Source organism: Halomonas sp. DP3Y7-2 (genome assembly GCF_019800795.1).
GTDB classification, from domain to species: Bacteria; Pseudomonadota; Gammaproteobacteria; order Pseudomonadales; family Halomonadaceae; genus Halomonas; species Halomonas litopenaei_A.
Genome location: NZ_JAHVKJ010000007.1, coordinates 67750 through 88064, shown reverse-complemented (window position 1 = coordinate 88064; position 20315 = coordinate 67750). Strand labels below are relative to the sequence as shown.

Below are 20315 nucleotides of genomic sequence, written 5' to 3'. Positions count from 1 at the left end.
TCCCGCCAACGCTAACGGCGGCCATGCAATCCACAGGGTGCTTGGGTACACTGGGTGGACTCGGCATCGTGCCGGCATTATCCAGAATCCCCCTACGCTTGTCTTGTGGAGTCAGCATGGAATTCCCTGTAAAGACGGCCAATCCGGTCAAGATCGAGACTGCCTGCCTGGTTATCCCGGTGTTCAAGGACGGCCAGCTCACCCCTGCCGCAGCCAAGCTCGATGACGCCAGCGAGCGCCTGATTGGACAGCTGATCGAGCGCGGCGACTTCAACGCCAAGCTGGGCAACGTTCAGCTGGTGCCCTTCGCACCGGGTCTGTCTGCCGACCGCCTGCTGCTGGTCGGCTTCGGCGATCGCGCAAAGTGTCAGGAAGGTGCCTTCTGCAAGGCCGTCGATGCCGCCTTCGCGGCGCTGTCCCAGCTCACCATCGATGAAGTCTCGGTCGCTCTCACCGATGTGCCTGTCGATGACCGCGACGTCGACTGGAAGGCCCACAAGATTGCCGAAAGCGCACTCCGTGCCAGCTACCGCTTCACCGACTTCAAGAAGGACGCCGGTCCTGCCCCGAGCCTCAAGAGCGTGTCGATTCTGCTCAGCGAGGGCGATGACCGCGCCTCTGCCGAGGAAGGCGCTCGTCAAGGCGCCGCTGTCGGCACCGGCATCAACCTGGCGCGTCAACTCGGCAATCTGCCCGGCAATGTGTGTACGCCGCGCTATCTGGCCAGCGAGGCCGAGCGCCTGGCGGCAGAGTCCGCGGGTGCCCTGTCCACCGAGATCCTCGATGAAGAGGCATTGGAAGCGCTTGGCGCTCACTCGCTGTTGTCGGTTGGCCATGGCAGCGATGAACCCTCGCGGTTGATCGTAATGCGTTACCAGGGGGCTGACGACGAGAACGAAGCCCCCCACGTCCTGGTCGGCAAGGGCATCACTTTCGACACTGGTGGTATCTCGTTGAAGCCTGGCGCGGGCATGGACGAGATGAAGTTCGACATGTGCGGTGCCGCAAGCGTGTTCGGCACCGTGGCCTCCGTGCTGGCCATCAAGCCCAGGATCAACCTGGTGGCCATCGTCGCAGCGGCAGAAAACATGCCCAGCGGACGCGCGACCAAGCCCGGCGATATCATCAAGACGCTGAAGGGCCTGTCGGTGGAGGTGCTCAACACCGACGCCGAAGGCCGCCTGGTCCTGTGCGACGCCCTGACCTATGCCGAGCGCTTTGAACCCGCCAGTGTCGTCGATATTGCCACCCTGACAGGCGCCGCCATCATCGCCCTGGGTCATCACGCCACCGGCCTGATGTCCAACGATGACGATCTGGCCCTGGACCTGCTCGATGCCGGCGAGACCGCCTGGGATCGCGCCTGGCACCTGCCGCTGTGGGACGAGTACCAGGAGCAGCTGGACTCCAACTTCGCCGACCTCGCCAACATTGGCGGGCGTCCGGCGGGGACCATCACCGCCGGCTGCTTCCTGTCACGCTTTGCCACCGACTTCCCCTGGGCACACCTGGATATCGCCGGCACCGCCTGGAACAGCGGCGCCGCCAAGGGTGCCACCGGTCGTCCGGTAGGCCTGTTGACCCGCTACCTGCTCGACCGCGAGTCAGAGGTCGTCGCCAGCGACGACTGAAACAGCGTCTGTCAGGCCAGGCGGTCTGCACTGACAACCCAGCAGCGCCAGCCCCACGACAGTGATGCTGCCTTGTGACCATGACCAGGCTTCCCCGACAGGGGGAGCCTGTGTCATTCTGGCTCTATCGGCAGGAGCGCATTCTGCCCGCCCCATCCTGGTCGAGCCCCTGACTCGACCCCGATCCGCTGTCGCCGCTTGCCATTGCGGCGCGATACGATTCTGGAGAACGACCCGTGTCCATCCAAGGCTTCTCGCTCGAGCCCAACGCCAACGCTACCGATGCGAGCATCCGCAACACTATTCTCGAGAACCCGGGCTTCGGTCGTCACTTTACCGACCACATGGCTCACATCCGTTGGACCGAAGACGCCGGCTTCCACGGTCATCAGGTACGCCCTTACGGCCCGCTATCGCTGGATCCGGCGGCATCCGTGCTGCATTACGCCCAGGAAATCTTCGAGGGCATGAAGGCCTACCGCCATGCCGATGGCAGCGTCTGGACCTTCCGCCCCGAGAAAAATGCCGCACGCTTCCGTGCCAGCGCTCGTCGCCTGGCCTTGCCGGAACTCTCCGACGAGGACTTTATCGGAGCCATCAAGGCGCTGGTTGCCCAGGACGTCGAGTGGGTGCCGACGCCGGCAAGCGAGGCTGAAGAGTCCAGCCTTTATCTGCGTCCCTTCATGATTGCCTCCGAGGCCTTCCTGGGTGTGCGTCCCTCCAAGGAAGTGGATTTCTACGTTATCGCTGCACCGGCCTCGGCCTACTTCAAGGGCGGCATCAAGCCGGTGTCCATCTGGCTGTCCTCCAACTACAACCGTGCGGCCCCCGGGGGCACCGGTTCTGCCAAGTGCGGCGGCAACTACGCGGCGTCACTGCTGGCTCAAAAAGAAGCCTTCGACCACGGCTGCGACCAGGTTGCCTTCCTCGACGCTGTCGAGAACACCTGGGTCGAGGAACTCGGTGGCATGAACCTGTTCTTTGTCACCCGTGACGGGCGCCTGGTCACGCCCCGCCTGACGGGCACCATTCTCGAGGGCGTCACCCGAGACTCCATGCTGCAGCTGGCCCGTGACGAAGGCCTGACCCCGGAAGAGCGTCCCATCAGCATTGATGAATGGCGCGACGGCGTCGCGTCCGGCGAGATCACCGAGGTGTTCGCCTGCGGTACCGCGGCGGTGATCACGTCCATTGGTCGACTGGTCAGTGAAGACGGCGTCATCGAGCACTCAGGCAGCAATGAAGTGGCCAGTCGTCTGCGCAAACGCCTGCTGGACATCCAGTATGGTCGTGTCGAGGACACCCACGGCTGGTTGACGCGACTGGTCTAGTACCCGCCGTTCCCCCAACCGCCTCAAGCCACTTCAGACAACAGGCCGCCTGCGGGCGGCCTTTGCCGAGTTTTCAGGTCAGATTGCATGACCAAGATCGACTTCTACATCCTTCCCGACACCACGCTGGAGGCGCGTATCGCCTTCGCCTGCCGGCTGACCGAAACCATCGCACGCAAGGGCTACCGTCTTTACCTTTACGCCGAGGACGAAGCCATGGCCCGCGAGCTGGATGAACGCCTGTGGGACTTCCGCCCAGACGCCTTCGTCCCGCACGTCCTTGAAGGCAGCGACGACGCCAGCATCGAAGCGGCCAAGCGTGTGGCTGTGACCATCGGCTGGGAAGGCCCGCCGGCAAGCCTGGACCCGCCTCCCCAGGCCATGCTCAACCTGTCGCCGGAGATTCCCGAGTGGTTCTCCCGCTTCGAGCGGGTGGCAGAAATCATCAACCAGCATCAGGACGTGCTGACGGCCAAGCGCGAGTGCTGGAAGACCTACAAGCAGCGCGGTTATCCCGTCACCCCGCACCAGCTCAAGGGTCAGGGTTAATCGATCAACGCTTGGCTGGCATCTCATCGTCATCCGCGCCGTCTGCGTGGATGACGCGGCAGCATATATCTTGTGAGACGACGAGGTTGGTGCTGCCTTGAACGGTGGTACCCCAAGCCGGATCTACTATGCTAGGGAAGAACGTCAGCGTCCCTCCCTTGTGTTAGCGACGTTTCACGGCAGCCCCCGTCTGACATGTTGGCGCACTGGAGTCATGTAGTGGACAAGCAATCACTGTTGACACTACTCCGAGAGCATCTACCCACCCTGACTGCCACATTTGGGGTCAAGCATCTTGCTGTGTTTGGCTCGGTAGCGAGGGGGCAAGAGACCTCAAGCAGTGACATAGACGTACTGGTCAGCTTTGACGGCCCTGCTACGTCTCAACGCTACTTTGGCCTTCTCTTCTATCTCGAGGACCTGACCGGAGCACCTGTGGACCTGGTCACCGATACGGCCCTGCGGGACGAGTTGCGCCCTTTCATCGAGAGCGAGGCTGTCCATGTCTAAGGGAGCGCGCCCTCGTGAATGGCGCTTCTACCTTGAGGATATGGCGGCTTTCACACGCAAGGTGCTGAAATATACCGCCGGTGTGAGCGAAGCGGAGTTCGTCAATGACGAACTTCTGTTTGACGCCACCCTCAGAAACCTGGAATTGATTGGCGAAGCCGCCACTCATGTCCCTCCAGATATCCGTCTGCGCTTTCCTGATATCCCATGGCGCATGGTCATTGCCACGCGCAATCGCCTGATTCATGCCTATCTAGGGATTGATACACACACCGTCTGGAGCATCATCTCCACCGACCTGCCAGCACTCTTGCGCGCTATTGAGGCCATGCAGCGCCACTTGGACGAAAAGAAGCCCTGAATGAACTCCATCTCAAGTGTGCTTACCACCGGTTGCCCCTGACGCCCTGCTTCAGTTCAGGGTATAATCGACGCCATTTTTCGCAGGCCTCGCTCTCGCCAGCGCTCCGTCGGGACGCGTCACGCACGCTCTTGTAAGGCGCGCTGACTCGAGCCGAAGGCCAGCCATCGAACGTCCCGCCCACCCTCGCCATGGCAAGGCCATGATGTCGTCAGGGCGCCGCCAGCAAGAGCATTCCATGGAAAAGACCTACCAACCCGAAAGCATCGAAACCCGCTGGTACCAACGCTGGGAAGAAGACGGCCGTTTTACCCCGTCGGGTGAGGGTGATCCCTTCGCCATCATGATTCCGCCGCCCAACGTGACCGGCAGCCTGCACATGGGCCACGCTTTCCAGGACACCATCATGGATACCCTGATCCGCTGGCGGCGGATGCAGGGCCGCAACACCCTGTGGCAGGTGGGTACCGACCATGCAGGCATCGCCACGCAGATGCTGGTAGAGCGCAAGATCGCCGCAGAGGAAGGCAAGACCCGCCATGACCTGGGCCGCGACGCCTTCATCGACAAGGTGTGGGAGTGGAAACACGAATCCGGCGGGCATATCACTCGTCAGCTCCGCCGCATGGGCGCCAGCCTCGACTGGAGCCGCGAGCGCTTCACCATGGACGACGGCTTCTACAAGGCCGTACAGGAAGTCTTCGTGCGCCTCTACGAAGAGGACCTGGTCTACCGTGGCAAGCGCCTGGTCAACTGGGACCCGACCCTGAACACCGCGATCTCGGACCTTGAGGTAGAGAACCGCGACCAGCAGGGCCAGTTCTGGCACTTCCGTTACCCTCTGGCCGATGGCGTCACCACCGATGCGGGCCTTGACCACCTGGTGGTCGCCACCACTCGTCCCGAGACGCTGCTCGGCGATAGCGCCGTCGCCGTCAATCCAAAGGATGAGCGCTACGCCTCGCTGGTCGGCAAGTTTGTCGAACTGCCGCTGGTCGGTCGCCGCATTCCCATCGTCGCCGATGAACATGCCGACATGGACAAGGGCTCTGGCTGCGTCAAGATCACCCCGGCCCACGACTTCAATGACTATGAGGTCGGCAAGCGTGCTGGCCTGCCGCTGATCAACGTCTTCTCCAAGACCGCCCATATTCTCGAGTCTGCCGAAGCCTTTGATATTCAGGGCCGCCCCCTTGGCGATATCGACACCGCGCTGCCCGCGGCCTACGCCGGACTCGACCGCTTCGCCGCACGCAAGGCGGTGGTGGCCGACATGGACGCCCAGGGCCTGCTGGAGAAGACCGAAACCGTCAACAATACCCTGCCCTACGGCGATCGTTCCGGTGACGTGATCGAACCGCTGTTGACCGACCAATGGTTCGTGGCGGTGGAGACCCTGGCCAAGCCCGCCATCGAGGCGGTCGAGAACGGCGACATCCAGTTCGTGCCCAAGAACTACGAGAACATGTACTTCTCGTGGATGCGCGACCTGCAGGACTGGTGCATCTCACGCCAGCTGTGGTGGGGCCACCGCATTCCCGCCTGGTACGACGACGAAGGCAACGTCTATGTAGCGCGCACCGAGGCCGAGGCCCGCGACAAGCATGGCATCGCAGCCGACGTCGCCCTGACCCAGGACGAGGACGTGCTCGACACCTGGTTCAGCTCCGGCTTGTGGACCTTCGGCACCCTCGGCTGGCCCGAACAGACCGACGAGCTCAAGACCTTCCACCCCAGCAGCGTGCTGGTGACCGGCTTCGACATCATCTTCTTCTGGGTCGCGCGGATGATCATGCTGACCCTCAAGTTCACTGACGAAGTGCCGTTCAAGACGGTCTATGTCCATGGTCTGGTGCGTGATGGCCAGGGCCAGAAGATGTCCAAGTCCAAGGGCAATGTGCTCGACCCGATCGACCTGATCGACGGCATCGATCTGGAAGCGCTGGTGGAAAAGCGCACCGGCAACATGATGCAACCGCAGAAGGCCAAGGCCATCGCCAAGGCGACCCGCTCGGAATTCCCCGATGGCATTGAAGCCCATGGCACCGATGCCTTGCGCTACACCTTCCTGTCCCAGGCCACCACCGGTCGTGATATCAAGTTCGACATGGGGCGTCTGGACGGTTATCGCAACTTCTGCAACAAGTTGTGGAACGCCTCACGCTACGTGTTGATGAATACCGAAGGCGAAGACTGTGGCCGCCATGGGGAAGACGTCGAACTGTCCCTGGCCGACCGCTGGATCGAGGCCCGCCTGACCCAGACCATCACCCAGGTGACCCGGGCGATGGAAGAGTTTCGCTTTGACCATGCGTCGCAGGCGCTCTACGACTTCGTCTGGAACGAGTACTGCGACTGGTACGTCGAGCTCTCCAAGCCGGTGCTGTGGGACGAAAGTGCCAGCGAAGCCGCCAAGCGCGGCACTCGCCGCACCCTGGTGCGGGTGCTGGAGTCCATCCTGCGTCTGGCGCATCCCATGATGCCGTACATCTCCGAGGAGATCTGGCAGCGCGTGGCGCCGTTGGCCGGTACTCTCGAGGGCGACAACGACTCGCTGATGGCCAAGGCCTGGCCGCTGGCCGACGACGCCCTGATCGACCAGGACGCCATTCGCGATATCGAATGGCTGAAGGGCGTGATCGTGGCGGTACGTAACATTCGCGCCGAGATGAACATCGCCCCAGGCAAACCGCTTGATGCGGTACTGACCAAGGGCAGCGAGGCCGATCGTACACGCTTGTCCGACAACCGTCTGTTCCTGTCGAAGCTGGCCAAGCTCGCGTCCATCGAATGGCTGGAGGACGCAAGCCAAGCCCCGCTGTCCGCCACTCAGCTGGTGGGTGAGATGGAAGTGCTGGTGCCGATGGCTGACCTGATCGACAAGGATGCCGAACTGGCACGTCTGGGCAAGGAGATCGACAAACAGGACAAGCTGATCATGGGCGTCGAGAAGAAACTTGCCAACGAAGGCTTCGTGGCCAAGGCGCCGGCGGCGGTCATCGACAAGGAGCGCGGCAAGCTCGAGGAGTATCAGGCCGCTCGTCGTGTGCTGGTCGAGCAGCGCGAGAAAATCGCCGCGCTTTAATAAGCGCCCGCCCCCGCGCTGTAATAGACGCCTTCATCAGCGCCCGCCCAAGCGCCGTAAGCAACACCCGCCCATCGGCCTGACATCGACCCCGCCCCTCGCACTGGCGGGGTCGATGTGTTGGGGCCAGCGCTCAGCCGGCAGCCTGGCTGGCCAGCGAGCGTCGTGCCAACTCCACGGCCGACGCCACCGCCGTCCTGGCCTGGGGGCTGTTCTTCCAACAGGTACTGCCAAGCATCGACGCCACCTGTTCAACGATGTCTTGCATCTCGTACTCGGCCAACGCCTCGAAAGAGTCGATGCCGATCTCCTCGAAACGCTGCACGACGCTCGGTCCTACCCCGCGTAGCTCAAGCAGCGCCGCCCGTTCCTGGTCAGTGAATGCCATGCTGTCTCTCCGTGTGTTGTCGGCTTCCCCGTCGACACCATCAGCATAGTCGTTGCGCACTAGTGGCCGGCTGCCACATGCCACTGACGCACAGGCGCGGCGTCTTGCCCCCTCATGCATCAGCTGGCGTCGCGGAACCCACCCAGCACCAGCGAGTTGGGGCCAAAGAACACCAGGCGGTCATGATCGATCAGATAGCGGTAGGCGTTGTCGAGCATATCGCGAACCTGCTGGGCCCCCTGGGGGTTGGCACAGGCCATGCGGGTAGCCGTCAGCTCGCTGAAGTCGATCCGCTGACTGTCGCCAAAGCGCACGCTACCGGTAAATCGATTGCAGCCGTCACTGCCACTGACGCTGCCGTCACGGGCGACTTCAAAATAGGGCTTGTTGGGCATGCTGAGCCGATCACTGGTACCGACCAGCAGCAGGTTCCAGCGCTTGCCGACCACCGGGCTGGATACGCTGCCTGGTGCTGCGGTGCCGCCGCCGTCGACAGTGGACGAAGGCTGACTGGAACAGGCTCCCAGGGCCAGGGCGCAAACGCTGAGAGCGGTGATACGACGAAGTCGTGGCAGAACCATTCGTAGCAGAACCATGCTATCTTCCTTGCAGCTTTATCATCAGGATGCCGCCTAATATGCCAGAAAACCGCGCCATCTCGCCCGGTTTTGTCCAAATCTCTTGGGCACTGCGCTATCGGCACGGTGTTCTGTCATGGCCACTCAAGCCCATCGTGAAAAGGACCTCACCATGCTCAAAGCCCTCGACAACGACGACCTGGGAAAGCTGATCCTGCGCCTGGCGCTGGGCATCATGATCCTGCTCCACGGCATCAACAAACTGATCAATCCCGGCAGCCTTTCCTGGATCGGCGACACTCTGGCCTCCCATGGATTACCGACGGTGCTGGCCTACGGCGTTCTGCTGGGCGAGGTCGTCGCTCCGTTGATGGCGATTCTGGGCTGGAACACCCGCATCGCGGGCCTTTTGATCGCAGGCAACATGGTCGTGGCCATCTACCTGGCTCATATGGGCGAATTGTTCAGTCTGGCCAGCAGCGGCGGCTGGGCCCTGGAGCTGCAGGGCATGTTCCTGTTTGGCGCCTTGGCCATGATGTTCCTCGGTAGCGGCCGCACCGCGCTCAAGCCCGACTGAGCGCTGCAGCGCCTTCTCGCTTTCAAGCGACGCCACATCCTCGCCAACCCGCGTTCCCCGACACCGCCCACCTCCCAGGCGGTGTCCTGTTGCCGTCGCCCGTCCAGCACCAGCACGTCCGGGCCGAGTTCAACTAACGTCGAACGTCTCCTTGATGAGTGTCATCTAGCCCTTGGCTTAACTGTGCGTAAATAAGCAGGACACGTTCAGGTTTGCTCTCTCGCGAGAGAAGACGTTTTGCCCTAGCCGACACACGGAGCCCATCATGCTCGCGTTCAAGCCCATCCCCGCCCTGGTCGCCATTGCCCTGGGCCTGGCGATCTGGTTTGCCGTCCCTATTCCAGACGGCGTCACCCCCGAAGCCTGGCACCTGCTGGCGATCTTTGTCGCCACCATCGCTGCCATCATTGGCAAGACCATGCGCATCGGCGCCCTGGCCATCATCGCCATCACCCTGGTGGCTCTGACCGGCGTCACCAATCCGGACAACTCCAAGGCCGCGGTAGCGGATGCCCTGTCGGGGTTTTCCAACCCGCTGATCTGGCTGATCGGCCTGGCCATCATGATCTCGCGGGGGCTGGCCAAGACAGGGCTTGGCAACCGCATTGGCTACGCCTTTATTGCCGCCTTCGGCAAGCGCACCCTGGGCATCGGCTACGCCCTTTCCCTGGCCGAGCTGACCATCGCGCCGATTACCCCCAGCAACACGGCACGGGGCGGGGGCATCATGCACCCGATCATGCGTTCCATTGCTGACAGCTTCGGCTCGTCACCTGACGCAGGTACCAGCAAGAAGATCGGTGAGTATCTGGCGCTGGTGAACTATCACGCCAACCCGATCACCTCGGCCATGTTCATCACCGCCACTGCCCCCAACCCCTTGATCGTCGACCTGATCGCCAAGGCCACGGGCTCCGCCCTCTCGATCACCTGGACCCAATGGGCACTGGCGGCACTCCTTCCTGGCCTGGTCGCCATCGCCCTGATGCCAGCGGTGCTCTACGTACTGTATCCCCCGGAGCTCAAGCGTACTCCCGACGCTACCTCCTTCGCCCGCAAGCAGCTGGATGACATGGGCGCCCTGACTCGCGCCGAGAAAATCATGATTGGTGTGTTCGGTCTGCTGCTGACGCTTTGGGCAGGCATCCCGGCCATGCTGTTTGGCCCCGAGTTCAAGGTCAACTCGACCACCGTGGCGCTGCTCGGTCTGTCCATCCTGCTGGTGACGGACGTGCTGACCTGGGATGACATCCTGGGCGAAAAATCCGCCTGGGACACCATCGTGTGGTTCGCCGCCCTGGTCATGATGGCAAGCTTTCTGGGCAAGCTGGGACTGATAGGATGGTTCTCTGGCGTCATCGAAGAAGGCATCGGTAGCCTCCAGATGGGCTGGTTCGGCATGGCGCTGGCGCTGACCGCTGTGTACTTCTATGCCCACTACTTCTTTGCCAGTACCACCGCCCATATCACCGCCATGTACGCCGCCTTCCTGGCTGCCGGCATGGCGCTCGGCATCCCTACCCTTTACATCGCCCTGCTGCTGGCCGGCGCATCATCCTTGATGATGTCGCTGACCCACTACGCCACCGGCACCGCGCCGATCATCTTCGGCTCAGGCTATGTGGAACTCGGCACCTGGTGGAAGGCCGGCTTCATCATGAGCATCGTCAACCTCACCATCTGGATCGGGGTCGGCAGCCTGTGGTGGAAGGTGCTTGGCTACTGGTAAGCCCATCTTGTGATCCGTGATCCGAGCTCGAGACGCCACCGCCTTGCGGTGGCGTTGTCGCCTGGCCTGTCGGTTGGCTTGCCTGACGTCCCTTCCCGGCGCAGAATCGACAGCGACAGGATGTCGTTTCTGTATCGTCTGGAGGTTGGCCATGGATTTCCTCTCCCCCGCGCTATGGTGGCTGCTCGCAGGGCTCGCGGCCCTGATCCTCGAGCTGCTCAGTGGCTCCTACGTATTGCTTGCCTTGGCAGCGGCATTGATCGTGGGATCCCTGGTCGCCTGGTCGGGTGGCGACATCATCATGCAGCTGATCGCCTTTGCGGTGGCCTGCGGTGTGCTCGTTCCCCTGGCCATCTGGCGCCTGCGCAAGCGTCGCTACGGCCCCCATCCAACGTTTGGCGTGGCCGGTGGCGGCACCCGCCAGGGTGAGCGCTTCGTGCTGGTCAGCCGGGATTTTGACGACGCTCCTTGCATCAAGCTGGACGGAGACCTGTTTCGTGCCTGTTTGGCACAAACCGATGCCGAGGCCCCTGCCCTGCGTCCAGGTGACGAGGTCATCCTGTTACGGTTTGAAGGAACTCAGGCCATCGTGCGCCCAGCCGGAGAAGGCTCCTGAGAGATCCGCTTGCCGTGACTCCTGTTCACGCATCCGGTCAGCGCTGTCGTCTCCTTCTATCGCATGCCCTGGCGCCAGCTCTAGCGCTTACCTATACGCTTCCCTATCCGTTTCCCTATCCCGTGCAACCAACGAGCACGGATTCCCACGGCGGCACATCGCCGCTCCCGACGGGCAGCCAGGCCGGCTTGACGGATGATGCCCTTGCTACCAAGGAGGTGTTTGCATGTTGTTGAATGTCGTTAGCCCAGGCCTGTTGCTGGCCATCGTGGTGGTCGTCATTGCTCTGATCATGCTGATCAAGGGACTGGTGATCGTGCAGGAGTCCGAAGTGATCGTTATCGAGCGCCTCGGGGCTTACAACCGCACGTTGCAGAAAGGGGTGAATTTCATCATTCCCTTCTTCGACAAGCCCAGGCCCATGAAGATGGTGCGCTACATTCGTCAGGGCCAGGAATTCACCCCGGTACTGAGTCAGGAAACCCGCATCGATCTGCGCGAATCGGTCATGGACTTTCCGTCCCAGCCGGTGGTGACAACCGATAACGTGACGGTACGTATCGATGGCGCCATCTATTTCCAGATCATCGATCCCGCCAATGCGGTCTACAAGATCGAGAACATGAGTCAGGCGGTCGAGGTGCTGGCCAAGACCACCTTGCGTTCCGTGGTGGGCCAGATGGAACTGGACAAGATCTTCGAGTCCCGTGCCGAGGTCAACGCCAAGATCAAGGAACAGATGGAAGAACCGGCCTCCAAGTGGGGGGTGGCGATCAACCGCATCGAGGTGCAGGACATCGAGATGCCAGCGGAAGTGAAGGAGGCCATGCATCTGCAGATGTCAGCCGAGCGTCGCCGCCGGGCCACCGTGACCGAGGCCGAAGGCGACAAGGCAGCGGCGATTGCCAAGGCTCAGGGCCAGAAGGAATCCGCCATCCTCAATGCCCAGGGCGACAAGGAGTCCGCCATTCTTCGCGCCCAGGGGGAAAGTCGCTCGATCGAGCTGGTACTGAATGCCATGGGCGAGGGCGAAAAAAGCTCCAAGGCCGTCATCGGCTATCTGCTGGGTCAGTCTTACATCGCCATGCTGCCAGAGATGGCCAAGCAGGGTGAGCGGGTCTTCGTTCCCTACGAAAGCTCGGCCCTGCTAGGCGCCATGGGGGCCTTCCGTGATCTCAACGCCACCGACGAGGCACTGGGCGACATCGCGCGCCGGGCAGCATCCGCCGGCGGACTGACTGGCGCGGCCAGCGCCCACGGCTGATGCCTTTCCCTCGCTGACAGCCCTTGCCGACAGCCCTTGCCGACAGCCCTTGCCGACAGCAACCGCTGAACAACGCCAACCCTACCGCCACGCGGCAGGGTTGGCGGCAGGGTTGGCGGCAAGGATGAGCGCTGCGCAGACAGCAGGGTCTGTCCATGGAAAGCACGCCCGAGAACGGACGGCAGCGCAGTTGGCACGCCCTGCCGCCACGCTTTGCCCCTACCAGCTCCCCGTGTTCTCCATGGATGCCCACGGCTCCTGGGGCGCAAGGGCATCGCCTTTTTGCAGCAGTTCCACCGAAATACCATCGGGGCTTCGCACAAAGGCCATATGACCGTCACGGGGAGGACGATTGATGGTCACACCGTTGTCCTGGAGCTTCTGGCAAAGCCCATAGATATCATCGACACGGTAGGCCAGGTGGCCAAAATTCCGTCCGCCCTGATACTCCTCCGGATCCCAGTTCCAGGTCAGCTCAAGCTCAGGTGCCTGCAGCTCGCTGGAGCGCGACTCATCTTCTGGCGCCGCCAGAAAGACCAGGGTAAAGCGCCCCTTGTCGTTCTCCTTGCGCCGGACCTCCTTGAGGCCCAGCAGGTCGCAGTAGAAATGCAGCGACGCGTCGAGGTCGCTGACACGCACCATGGTGTGTAGAAATTGCATGGCCTGTATCTCCAAGTCAGGGGCTCTTCCTCACCGGCAGCGCAGACACCACTGCCGTTACGGATAGCGGGCCACTACCTTGGCGCGATCCTCCCCCGCTGTAAAGCTCAGCACGGCATAGTCATCCACGCGTCCGGTTTCCATGCCTGGGGAACCATGGGGCATACCGGGAACCGCCAACCCATCGATGTCTGGCGACGCTTGCTGAAGCCAAGTGAGCTGTTCGGCAGGTACGTGCCCTTCGATCAGGTAGTGTTGACCGGCGTCCGTGGTCAGCACAGCGGTATGGCAGGATGCCAGTGCCCTGGGAACGCCAAGCTCGCGCTTCACTGCGCCCATGTCGGCTTCTTCGAGCACTGACACCTCAAACCCTGCCGCTCTGACATGGTCGGCCCAGGCGCTACAGCAGCCGCAGTGGGGATCCTTGTGCATGTCCAGTCCCGCCGCCATGACCAGTGGACTGACAAAGCCGAGCAACGCTGCGCCCAGGGCGCGCAAAGAGTGAGCCATCGCGTATGATCTCCTGAACAACGTAATGTCTGTGAGTCGACACAGCATCGCAGAAGGTCGTCAGAAGGGAAATGCCAGAACTCAACCATGAGGCACAGGCCCACCAACCTCCATCAAGACAATGCCGGCCAGAACGACAGGAGAAGACGGCATATACCGGGCCCCTTTACATCGCCTCCTTTAAGACGAACTCTTTGACGGTGGCCGCTTACCGAGGAATCCAGCGAATGAGTGAGTACTGCAACGTGGCACCGGGGCACCCCCTGCATGGGCCCTACCACGATACGGAATACGGGTTCCCCATCACCAGCGAGGCCGACTTGTTCGAACGACTGGTGCTGGAGATCAACCAGGCTGGGCTCTCCTGGCTGACGGTACTGAAGAAACGCGACGCCTTCCGCCATGCCTTCGACCACTTCGAGGTTGACCGGGTGGCCGCCTATGGCGATGAGGAGCGGGCGCGACTGCTCAATGATGCGGGCATCATCCGACATCGGCAGAAGATCGACGCGGTGATTCACAACGCCCAGGTGATCCAGCAACTACGCGTGTCTCACGGCGGTTTCGAGGCCTGGCTGAATGCCCATCACCCTCTTCCCCACGCACAGTGGGTCAAACTCTTCAGGCGACACTTCCGCTTCACCGGCCCCGAGATCGTCAAGGAATTTCTGATGAGTACCGGCTATCTCCCCGGGGCCCATCATGATCAGTGCCCGGTGCAGCAGCAGGTCTTGGCCGCCTCCCCGGCATGGACGCAAACCGCCTCCGACACCAACCCGCCCGGCTAAGCGGCGCCAGGAAGAGATAGTGGATTCACTGACACAAGCGGCACTGGGCGCAGCCCTCGGCGGCGCGACACTAGGACGTCAACTCGGGCGAAAATCGCTTTTGGCCGGTGCCGTGGTCGGCAGCCTGCCGGACCTGGATGTGCTGATCGACTATGGCGACGCGGTCGCCAACGTCACCTATCATCGCGGCTTCAGCCACTCGCTGTTTGTGCTTACCGCTGTGTCACTGGCGCTCGCTTTTGCCGCCACGCGGCTTGGCAAGCGATGGGCGGTCACCGCGACGATACCCGCGTTGCGCTGGTGGCTGTTCTTCTGGCTATGTCTCGTCACCCACCCCTTGCTGGATTCGCTGACGACCTATGGCACCCAGCTATGGTGGCCGCTTGAGGTGGTAGCACCCAGCGCCACGCCGCTAGTGTTCATCATTGATCCCGTGTACACCCTGGTACTGCTGGGTGCGCTCGGCGTGGCCCTGTGGCCGAGCACCACGCGCTCTGCACTCCAGCGTGCCGCCAGCGCGGGGCTGATCATCTCGAGCCTGTATCTGCTGGCTGCGATGGGCGCCAAGAGCTGGGTGGAGCTGCGAGCACAAGCCGCGCTGGAGCGAATCGACATGGCCTCGGCGCAGGTGCTGGTCCAGCCGGCACCGTTCTCGACCCTGCTATGGCGAGTAACGGCCATCAAAGGTGATCGTCATGCCGAGATGCTGATCGGCCTGCTGGATGGTGACACCCAGCCTCAGGTAGAGCTGTTCCAGCGCGGTGCAGCCCTGGAGAAAGCCGCCACATCACTGGCCAGCGGCCAACGCCTGGAATGGTTTGCCGGGCCCTTTCTCCGCTACGAGACGCTGACCACCGAGGATGACACCCTGCTGATCGCCACTGACTTGCGTCTAGGCTTTCCCGGATTTCATCCTTTTCGCTTTGCGCTCGCCCGATGGCAGGGGGATCGCTGGGTCGCCCTGTCGCCCAGCCGGCAGTTGCCGATGTCTGCTCAGCAGCGTCCTCTCGGGCGTTTACTGGCACGCATCATCTCGCCACAGCCCAGACTTTGCATGGGTGACTACGTGGCACCACGTTGGCACCTGGCGACCGATACGGGTGTCTGTGCGGTCCATCACTCAGGGCAATGACGCAACAATGCCGCGACGAAAGCATCCGTCGCGGCATGGCCTCTAGCCTGGGGAATGGCTGGAGGGGTATAGCTAAAGGGATGTTGCTAGGGGGACATTGCCAGGCAGCCTGGCGGGTTATTGCCAGCCGGCCTGGCATCGGCCGGCGTTACAGCGCCTCGACCAGCGCCGCGATCTCTGCGTGGGCCTGGGTGAGCGCGGCTTCCTTGATCTCATCGCCCATGTTCAGGCCCTCGGCATAGACCGCCTCGAACTCGCTGATGCCGATCAGCCCCAACAGGTGGCGAATATGCGGCGTCTGGGTGTCCAGCTCGCTACCTGCATACTGCCCGCCACGGGCTCCCAGCAGTATCGCACGCTTGCCTTCGATCAAGCCCACCGGACCATTTTCCGTGTACTTGAAGCTCTTGCCGGCGCGCAAGATGCGGTCAAACCAGGCCTTCAGCTGGGACGGCATGCCCAGGTTGTACATTGGCACCGCAAGCACCACCACGTCGTGGGCCAGCAGTTCGTCGAGCCGCTCGTCGGAGCGCAATGCCAGCTCACGCTGCTGCTCGCTGCGCTCCTCTGGTGCGACCTGCCAACTGGACAGCTCTGGCAGAGTCAAGTGCGGCAGATCGTCGGCAACGACATCGCGGTGTGTCAGCTGAATATCGCTGCGCTGACGCACCTGGCGCTCAAACTGTCGGGCCAGGTCGTTGGACTGACCATGCTCACCCAGAATCGAAGACGTCACTAGCAATACGCGGGTCATGGCAAACTCCCTAAGAAAAGGTATCTGCCGATCAGTTTACCGCCTAAAAAGTTGACGAAAAGCGAAAAAATACGGGCCTATCTTTCTATAAAAGCGAAAGAAAACGCCTGCTACATCACGACAGGAGCGCCCTGTCGGGCGCTCCTGACATCGTCCTCGACGCCGGGTAACGACTGGTTCAGGGCGCGATGCCCTGGCCACATCCCTGCAACTGCTGGCCATTGACCGTCAGCGTCACCTGAGCAGGCCAGGGCGTGCCGGCCATGTCGTCGAAACAGGCACCAGATTCGATACGCAGCTCAAAGGGGGCGTCCGCACGCCCACTCTGCAAGATTACTCGGCCCGCCTCATTATCCAGCGTGGTGACCCGATACGGCAGGCTCGCCTCGCGCTCGCCGTAGTCCAGCGACATGTCGATGCGCGGCACGTCGTTGGCCAAGGAAAGATGCCACCCGGGCTCATTGCCACGGGCATAGAACATGACACCCGGTTTATCCGTGCGCCGAAGCGAATCGCGCCGGGCAGTCGCCTCACACTGCAGCCGTCCACGGCCGCTCTTGATCACCGCACGATCACCGATCACGTGGGCACTGAGCTCGCCCTGCTGATAGCGCTCGCCCTGGTCCACTACCGCCTGGGGCAGCTGCTCGGCGCCATGGGTCGTCCAGAGCCGCAGGGAGTCTCCCTGAGTGGCGGTGACCACATCCTGGCGTGGTGTGCAGTGCCAGCCCACAAAGGTGGTGCCGTCGCCAACGAAGTACGCCGATGGCAATAGCGGTGCCTGCTGCTCGACAGGAGCGTCAGTGAAGGATCCGCGCCTCTCCACCGCGGGAGCCTGATCCGATCCGGCGTCCTGACCTGACTGGGAGGCACATCCCGCCAGGCCAGCCAGCGCGGCGGTAAAAAGAGTCGAAGCGATAACGGATCGGCGCATGGAAAGCTCCTTCGATAACAGCGGCAAAACGGTCCTTTGACGCCACACGATACCACCGCCTGGCCCATCGTGACCCATTTTCCCCGGACAATCCCTCCCGATTCAGCACGCTATGTAAGCAAGGTGTTGTCACCCAAGCCCTCGCCACGGTCTGTGATCGACGCAGGCAGAGAGCTATCCACGTTCCGCCGCCAAGCGTCAGTCCTGAATGCCCCTATCAAGACCCCGAACCGCGCCTTTTATCACGCCATCAGAATGAACCAGGCTCATGCTCTATCTCACGGAACATGAGCGATTCCACAGATTTGGACTAGCCCCGCAAGGGTGAGTCAAACTAAACTTCTTAATCTTTATTATGAACAAAGCTCACGATAATGCTTGAACTCCGTCATCTGCGTACATTGATCGCCCTGCGCGACGCTGGTTCTCTGGTGGAAGCCGCCGAGCGAGTGCACCTGACACAATCGGCCCTTTCTCATCAGCTCAAGGACCTGGAGGAGCGACTCGGGAGTCCGCTGTTCCTGCGCAAGACGCGACCGGTCGAGTTCACCCGCGCGGGGCTTCGTCTGCTCGGGCTGGCTGAGCAGATTCTGCCCCAGGTGCGCATGGCGGAGCGGGACCTGGCGAGACTGGCCGGCAACGAGCACGGCCGCCTGCACATGGCCATCGAGTGCCACAGCTGCTTCCAGTGGCTGATGCCCACCGTGGACCATTTCCGCGACCATTGGCCCGAGGTCGAGATCGACATCCCCGGGGGACATCATTTCGATCCCTTGCCCGCGCTGGCCCGGGAACAGCTCGACCTGGTCATCACCGCCGACCCCCAACCTCTCCCGGGGGTGCACTACGAGCCGCTGTTCCGCTACGAAGGCCTGCTGGCCGTCGCTCGTCAGCATGCCCTGGCAGGCAACAGCCACGTCACCCCGGCAGATCTCGCCGACCAGGTGCTGATCACCTATCCGGTAGAGCGCTCGCGCCTGGATATCTTCACGCAGTTCCTTGACCCAGCGGGAGTCACGCCGCGTGAGGTACGCACCGCCGAGCTGACCATCATGATGATGCAGCTGGTCGCCAGCGGCCGTGGGGTCTGCTCACTGCCTAACTGGGCCATGACAGAGTATCTGGAGCGGGACTATGTGAAGGCCGTGACGCTGGGCGAGACCGGCGTCTGGAGCACGCTCTTTGCGGCAATTCGTGAAGACACCAGGGAGGCCCCCTGGATGGTAGACTTTCTGCGCACGGCTCGTGAAACCTCGTTCGCGGTGCTCGAAGGTATCAAGCCCGCCTGACGCAGCGAGACGTTCAAGGGTCAGAAACGCCGGGGAATGATCAGGGTAAAGCGGGCGCCCTGCAGGGTCGGGCTTTCATCGACGGTGACACTGCCCCCGTGCCAGGCCATGACCTTCTGCACGATGGACAGACCCAGGCCATATCCCCCCGAACGGCGGGTGCGGCTATCGTCGAGACGCGCAAAGGGCTTGAAGATATCCTGGCGGGCCTCGGGGGGAACCCCCTCGCCGTCATCTTCCACGTCGACACGCACCAGACGGCTTTCATCGTACAGGCTGACCTTGACGCGGGAGCGGGCATGGCGACAGGCGTTGGCCACCAGGTTCTGGATGGCACGCTGCAGATAGCGCAAATCCGCGTGTATCTCCACTTCCGGTCCCGCCGCCAGCTGCACGTCGAGATTGCCGTGCAACGGCATCAAGGCATCGATCACTCGCTCGCAGGTATCGCGCAGCTCCACCGGTTCCGGTGTGGCATCCACCCCGTGGATGGTCTCGCTGTCCAGGCGAGCGTAGGTCAGAATCTCGTCGATCAGATCATCAAGCTCATCGATATCACTATCGACCCCCTGCAGCTGACGCCGAACCAGGGCGTCCTCGGACATGTCCTCGACCATCTGCACCGCAAAACGTATCCGCGCCACCGGCGTCCTGAGCTCATGCGACACCGCACGAATCATGTCCTGCTGGGCGCGTAACAGCGATTGCACCTGGGACGCCATACCGTTGAAGGCCATGCCGACACGTCCAAGGAAGTCGCCACTCTCGACCTTAACTCGGGTATCTAGACGACCACTGGCGAGTCGTGTCGCAGCCATTTCCAGACGCGCCATGCGCGCCTCGATGCCGCGTACGATCAAGTAGATGACGATGGCCAGAGCGCCCATCAGCAAGACCAGCATGGAAGCCAGCAACGCAGGCGGCAGCGCCTCGTAACTTGCCATGGGGCCGACGGTCAGCCAGAACGGCGCCTCTCCCGGTGGCGAGACCTGCATGAACAGCACCACCGACCAGTGCTCGGGCAGCAGCTGCATCATCACTTCGCCCCCGGCCAGACGCGACAGGTGACGCTCATCCAGCATGGTCGGCGGCGACTGACTGATCGACACCGCCAGATCCCCTGAGCTCAAACCATCGAGGCTGGACTGACGATCCTTGGCCGGGAGGCTCGCCAACCACTCACCGCTGAGCTGGGTCAGGCCCCGCAACTGGCGTTCCGACAGCCCTGACAGCGCCACCTGCAGCACCGCCCCGCCTCCCGGCATCAACCGCCAGAAGCGCCAGTCATGGGGACTGTCGCGATCCACCAATACGCCGCCGCGCTGTAACCGCAGGCGAGTAAAGTAGCTCGGCGACAAGGACGAAAGGGACACGATCGACATCGATATATCGAGCGCCTCGGAGCGCTCTTCCATCCACTGGCGACGCTCCGATCGAGGCAAACGATCGATCATCGTCGCCATCAGATTCATCGGAGCCTCAGCCAGCGTCTCGCGATAGTGCTCGATACGGATCTTGTCGATCAACGTCATGCCCGACATGGCCACGCCAAGCGCCAGCACCAGAGTCGCCGCCAGCATGACGTAGACCCGCAGGAAGGTACTGTCGGCAAGGGCGCGACGCATGCGC

At 62.3% G+C, this 20315-nt stretch carries 20 protein-coding genes; 13 read left to right on the top strand and 7 right to left on the bottom strand.

Going from position 1 to position 20315, the window contains the following annotated elements; genetic code table 11:
- Positions 1-116 precede the first annotated feature (116 nt).
- The 6 genes from KUV45_RS07340 to KUV45_RS07315 all read left to right on the top strand — a co-directional run bounded on the left by KUV45_RS07340 (position 117) and on the right by KUV45_RS07315 (position 7467).
- Positions 117-1631 (top strand): leucyl aminopeptidase, encoded by a 1515-nt coding sequence (locus tag KUV45_RS07340; protein ID WP_206941649.1) that lies wholly within the window; start codon positions 117-119, stop codon positions 1629-1631.
- 236 nt (positions 1632-1867) lie between these two features.
- Positions 1868-2962 carry a branched-chain amino acid aminotransferase gene (locus KUV45_RS07335; protein ID WP_206941651.1) on the top strand — a complete coding sequence of 365 codons (1095 nt, stop codon included), beginning with the start codon at positions 1868-1870 and terminating at the stop codon, positions 2960-2962.
- Between the two features lie 87 nt (positions 2963-3049).
- Positions 3050-3511: a DNA polymerase III subunit chi gene (locus KUV45_RS07330; protein WP_206941653.1), complete on the top strand. Its 462-nt coding sequence runs from the start codon at positions 3050-3052 to the stop codon at positions 3509-3511.
- Between the two features lie 219 nt (positions 3512-3730).
- A complete protein-coding gene (locus KUV45_RS07325) occupies positions 3731-4021 on the top strand; it encodes a nucleotidyltransferase family protein (RefSeq protein WP_222484440.1) in 291 nt (96 codons plus the stop codon).
- Positions 4014-4382 (top strand): DUF86 domain-containing protein, encoded by a 369-nt coding sequence (locus KUV45_RS07320; RefSeq protein WP_222162574.1) that lies wholly within the window; start codon positions 4014-4016, stop codon positions 4380-4382. Before KUV45_RS07325 ends, KUV45_RS07320 begins: the two co-directional genes overlap by 8 nt.
- Before the next feature lie 238 nt (positions 4383-4620).
- A complete protein-coding gene (locus KUV45_RS07315; protein ID WP_222162573.1) occupies positions 4621-7467 on the top strand; it encodes a valine--tRNA ligase in 2847 nt (948 codons plus the stop codon).
- 133 nt (positions 7468-7600) lie between these two features.
- Here the strand turns inward: KUV45_RS07315 and KUV45_RS07310 are convergent, their stop codons facing one another.
- Positions 7601-7855, bottom strand: coding sequence for a helix-hairpin-helix domain-containing protein (locus tag KUV45_RS07310; RefSeq protein ID WP_222162572.1), 255 nt, complete (start codon positions 7853-7855; stop codon positions 7601-7603).
- A gap of 119 nt (positions 7856-7974) precedes the next feature.
- A complete protein-coding gene (locus tag KUV45_RS07305) occupies positions 7975-8451 on the bottom strand; it encodes an META domain-containing protein (protein WP_224851964.1) in 477 nt (158 codons plus the stop codon).
- 154 nt (positions 8452-8605) lie between these two features.
- Between KUV45_RS07305 and KUV45_RS07300 the strand changes: the two genes are divergently transcribed.
- The 4 genes from KUV45_RS07300 to KUV45_RS07285 all read left to right on the top strand — a co-directional run bounded on the left by KUV45_RS07300 (position 8606) and on the right by KUV45_RS07285 (position 12619).
- Positions 8606-9010, top strand: a complete 405-nt coding sequence (locus KUV45_RS07300) for a DoxX family protein (RefSeq protein WP_206941666.1) — start codon at positions 8606-8608, stop codon at positions 9008-9010.
- Between the two features lie 265 nt (positions 9011-9275).
- Positions 9276-10739 carry a DASS family sodium-coupled anion symporter gene (locus tag KUV45_RS07295; protein ID WP_222162571.1) on the top strand — a complete coding sequence of 488 codons (1464 nt, stop codon included), beginning with the start codon at positions 9276-9278 and terminating at the stop codon, positions 10737-10739.
- A gap of 151 nt (positions 10740-10890) precedes the next feature.
- Positions 10891-11355: an NfeD family protein gene (locus KUV45_RS07290; protein WP_206941670.1), complete on the top strand. Its 465-nt coding sequence runs from the start codon at positions 10891-10893 to the stop codon at positions 11353-11355.
- Positions 11356-11581: 226 nt separating this feature from the next.
- Entirely contained in the window at positions 11582-12619 is a 1038-nt protein-coding gene (locus KUV45_RS07285) for an SPFH domain-containing protein (RefSeq protein ID WP_374107022.1), read from the top strand.
- Between the two features lie 219 nt (positions 12620-12838).
- Here KUV45_RS07285 and KUV45_RS07280 read toward each other — a convergent pair whose 3' ends face one another.
- Both KUV45_RS07280 and KUV45_RS07275 read right to left on the bottom strand, forming a co-directional pair.
- Complete coding sequence (locus KUV45_RS07280) at positions 12839-13279, bottom strand: VOC family protein (RefSeq protein WP_206941671.1); 441 nt, start codon at positions 13277-13279, stop codon at positions 12839-12841.
- A 57-nt stretch (positions 13280-13336) separates the two neighbouring features.
- Complete coding sequence (locus KUV45_RS07275) at positions 13337-13789, bottom strand: DUF411 domain-containing protein (protein ID WP_222162570.1); 453 nt, start codon at positions 13787-13789, stop codon at positions 13337-13339.
- 227 nt (positions 13790-14016) lie between these two features.
- Here KUV45_RS07275 and KUV45_RS07270 point away from each other — a divergent pair, with 227 nt between their 5' ends.
- Positions 14017-14577, top strand: coding sequence for a DNA-3-methyladenine glycosylase I (locus KUV45_RS07270; RefSeq protein ID WP_222162569.1), 561 nt, complete (start codon positions 14017-14019; stop codon positions 14575-14577).
- Between the two features lie 19 nt (positions 14578-14596).
- A complete protein-coding gene (locus KUV45_RS07265; protein ID WP_222162568.1) occupies positions 14597-15709 on the top strand; it encodes a metal-dependent hydrolase in 1113 nt (370 codons plus the stop codon).
- A gap of 148 nt (positions 15710-15857) precedes the next feature.
- On the opposite strand, the gene KUV45_RS07260 is transcribed toward KUV45_RS07265, so the two are convergent.
- Positions 15858-16463: an FMN-dependent NADH-azoreductase gene (locus tag KUV45_RS07260; protein ID WP_222162567.1), complete on the bottom strand. Its 606-nt coding sequence runs from the start codon at positions 16461-16463 to the stop codon at positions 15858-15860.
- A gap of 178 nt (positions 16464-16641) precedes the next feature.
- Complete coding sequence (locus tag KUV45_RS07255; protein ID WP_222162566.1) at positions 16642-17397, bottom strand: C-type lysozyme, inhibitor; 756 nt, start codon at positions 17395-17397, stop codon at positions 16642-16644.
- A gap of 374 nt (positions 17398-17771) precedes the next feature.
- On the opposite strand from KUV45_RS07255, the gene KUV45_RS07250 reads away from it, so the two are divergent.
- Complete coding sequence (locus KUV45_RS07250) at positions 17772-18686, top strand: LysR family transcriptional regulator (protein WP_206941678.1); 915 nt, start codon at positions 17772-17774, stop codon at positions 18684-18686.
- A gap of 20 nt (positions 18687-18706) precedes the next feature.
- Here the strand turns inward: KUV45_RS07250 and KUV45_RS07245 are convergent, their stop codons facing one another.
- A complete protein-coding gene (locus KUV45_RS07245; RefSeq protein WP_206941679.1) occupies positions 18707-20311 on the bottom strand; it encodes an ATP-binding protein in 1605 nt (534 codons plus the stop codon).
- Between the last annotated feature and the right edge of the window lie 4 nt (positions 20312-20315).

What these genes read in the sequence shown, in the direction of transcription:
- KUV45_RS07340 (WP_206941649.1), top strand. Translation starts at nt 117, where the DNA reads ATGGAATTCCCTGTAAAGACGGCCAATCCGGTCAAGATCGAGACTGCC.
- KUV45_RS07330 (WP_206941653.1), top strand. Translation starts at nt 3,050, where the DNA reads ATGACCAAGATCGACTTCTACATCCTTCCCGACACCACGCTGGAGGCG.
- KUV45_RS07320 (WP_222162574.1), top strand. Translation starts at nt 4,014, where the DNA reads ATGTCTAAGGGAGCGCGCCCTCGTGAATGGCGCTTCTACCTTGAGGAT.
- KUV45_RS07315 (WP_222162573.1), top strand. Translation starts at nt 4,621, where the DNA reads ATGGAAAAGACCTACCAACCCGAAAGCATCGAAACCCGCTGGTACCAA.
- KUV45_RS07310 (WP_222162572.1), bottom strand. Translation starts at nt 7,855, where the DNA reads ATGGCATTCACTGACCAGGAACGGGCGGCGCTGCTTGAGCTACGCGGG.
- KUV45_RS07305 (WP_224851964.1), bottom strand. Translation starts at nt 8,451, where the DNA reads ATGGTTCTGCTACGAATGGTTCTGCCACGACTTCGTCGTATCACCGCT.
- KUV45_RS07300 (WP_206941666.1), top strand. Translation starts at nt 8,606, where the DNA reads ATGCTCAAAGCCCTCGACAACGACGACCTGGGAAAGCTGATCCTGCGC.
- KUV45_RS07295 (WP_222162571.1), top strand. Translation starts at nt 9,276, where the DNA reads ATGCTCGCGTTCAAGCCCATCCCCGCCCTGGTCGCCATTGCCCTGGGC.
- KUV45_RS07290 (WP_206941670.1), top strand. Translation starts at nt 10,891, where the DNA reads ATGGATTTCCTCTCCCCCGCGCTATGGTGGCTGCTCGCAGGGCTCGCG.
- KUV45_RS07285 (WP_374107022.1), top strand. Translation starts at nt 11,582, where the DNA reads ATGTTGTTGAATGTCGTTAGCCCAGGCCTGTTGCTGGCCATCGTGGTG.
- KUV45_RS07280 (WP_206941671.1), bottom strand. Translation starts at nt 13,279, where the DNA reads ATGCAATTTCTACACACCATGGTGCGTGTCAGCGACCTCGACGCGTCG.
- KUV45_RS07275 (WP_222162570.1), bottom strand. Translation starts at nt 13,789, where the DNA reads ATGGCTCACTCTTTGCGCGCCCTGGGCGCAGCGTTGCTCGGCTTTGTC.
- KUV45_RS07270 (WP_222162569.1), top strand. Translation starts at nt 14,017, where the DNA reads ATGAGTGAGTACTGCAACGTGGCACCGGGGCACCCCCTGCATGGGCCC.
- KUV45_RS07260 (WP_222162567.1), bottom strand. Translation starts at nt 16,463, where the DNA reads ATGACCCGCGTATTGCTAGTGACGTCTTCGATTCTGGGTGAGCATGGT.
- KUV45_RS07255 (WP_222162566.1), bottom strand. Translation starts at nt 17,397, where the DNA reads ATGCGCCGATCCGTTATCGCTTCGACTCTTTTTACCGCCGCGCTGGCT.
- KUV45_RS07250 (WP_206941678.1), top strand. Translation starts at nt 17,772, where the DNA reads ATGCTTGAACTCCGTCATCTGCGTACATTGATCGCCCTGCGCGACGCT.
- KUV45_RS07245 (WP_206941679.1), bottom strand. Translation starts at nt 20,311, where the DNA reads ATGCGTCGCGCCCTTGCCGACAGTACCTTCCTGCGGGTCTACGTCATG.